We start from the raw sequence: 1,505 nt of genomic DNA, 5'->3' as shown, positions 1-1,505 counted from the left end.
TACGGCAGCCGCCATTGGTTAGTTGACCAGGGCGTATTCGCGGCTGAGTCGGGTGCGTTGGTGGAACCAGCGTGAGCGGGCTTGGTGACGGCGGCGCCAGGTCATCCAGTGGTCGGCGTGGCCGGACGGCGTCGGCCGGTGTTGGAGCCTGCTGAGGAGTCGTCGTGTCTCGGGGACGGTGAAGGGGATCAGGCCGGGCTCGGGTGGTGGCGTCTGGTCGGGGGTGGCCGGTGGTGGTGCCTGGGTGTCGGTGCGGTCGCGTAGTTGGGCGGCGGCGACGGCGCAGACCGCGAGGGCGGCCATGACCAACACGGTATGACGGCGGATCGCGGTGTGCAGGCGGGCTTGGCACTGGTCGAGGCCGAACTGGTCCTTGCCGAACTCGAAGTCCTCCTCGACCGGCCAACGCAGCCCCGCGGCGCGGATCAGCCTCGTCACGCCTGTGTGTTGCCCCTCGGGCAGGTGGCAGTAGTGGAACGCCAGGTCGCCGGTGCGTAGGTGCCGACGTACCAGCAGCAGGTGACGGGGGCTGGCGGTGGCGATCTGCGCCCACGCGTACCACCGCTGCCCCTTCGACCCCGTGCCGGCGCTGCGCACCTCCCACTGATGCTGGTCGACCAGTTGCTGCACCGCTTGTTGGCAGGTCAACCGCAGGCCTCCACCGAGTTCCACCGTGAACGTGCAGGCCACTCGCAGCACGTACGCCTGCTGGTGCTGTTCGAAGAACTCCCGTAGCTGGGTGCAGCCGCCGTAGACCTCGTCCCCGCACATCACGTCGAACTGCACCCCGTCGGCGTACGCGTCGGTGCAGATGTCGATCGCCAACTGGCCTTTCGTGCGGAACCGCAGGTCAGCGGGGAGCCCCATCGCGTGGGCGGTGTCTGCGTCGTCGATCTGCTCGGCGGGGATCCACTGCCGGGCACCGATCAACGCGTGCCCGACCTGCTCGCGCACGTAGGCCAAGTGCACCGTATTGATGCCGTTGTCCACCCGGCCCGCGCAGCCCATGTACTGCCGCTTGACCCCACACGTGGCGTTGCCCCGCTTCTGCTGACCGGTCTCGTCCAACGCCCCGACCACCAGCCCCCGCTGCCGCCGTCGGGCCGCCGCGCCCAACCCGTCGACCACGAACCGGCGTACCAGGCTCATCGCCGCATCCGTGTCCCACACCGCCCGGTTCAACAACCGCTGCACACGATCCGGGGTACGGTCCCCGACGTACTCCGCGATCGTCCACCCGTTACGTTTCGGCAGGTCACTGGCCAACGCGGACACATACCGCCCCGCCTGCTGCCAGGTCTGCGTCCGCACGAAACACGACCGCAGCCGCTCCACCAGCTCGGCCCGCAACCGCTGCACCCGACCAGCCGCTATCCTGGCAGCCGCAGCCGCCCTCGATCGTGTCGTCTTCACACACACATGATCATCAGGGCGGCTGCACCCGTTCACCCGCCCCGCCTTCGGTGTCCACCCTGGTCAGACAGCTAATGGCGGCTGCCGTACTA

The 1,505-nt window shown here is 68.8% G+C and carries 1 protein-coding gene; it reads right to left on the bottom strand.

Annotated elements, in window-relative coordinates:
- Positions 1–18: 18 nt before the first annotated feature.
- Positions 19–1,359, bottom strand: a complete 1,341-nt coding sequence (locus ACFYM6_RS36140; protein ID WP_387282038.1) for an IS701 family transposase — start codon at positions 1,357–1,359, stop codon at positions 19–21.
- Between the last annotated feature and the right edge of the window lie 146 nt (positions 1,360–1,505).

The organism is Micromonospora sp. NPDC006431, from assembly GCF_042870725.1.
Classification (GTDB): domain Bacteria; phylum Actinomycetota; class Actinomycetes; order Mycobacteriales; family Micromonosporaceae; genus Micromonospora.
Note: the sequence above shows the minus strand (reverse complement) of the source record. Positions and strands in the feature narration are given on the sequence as shown.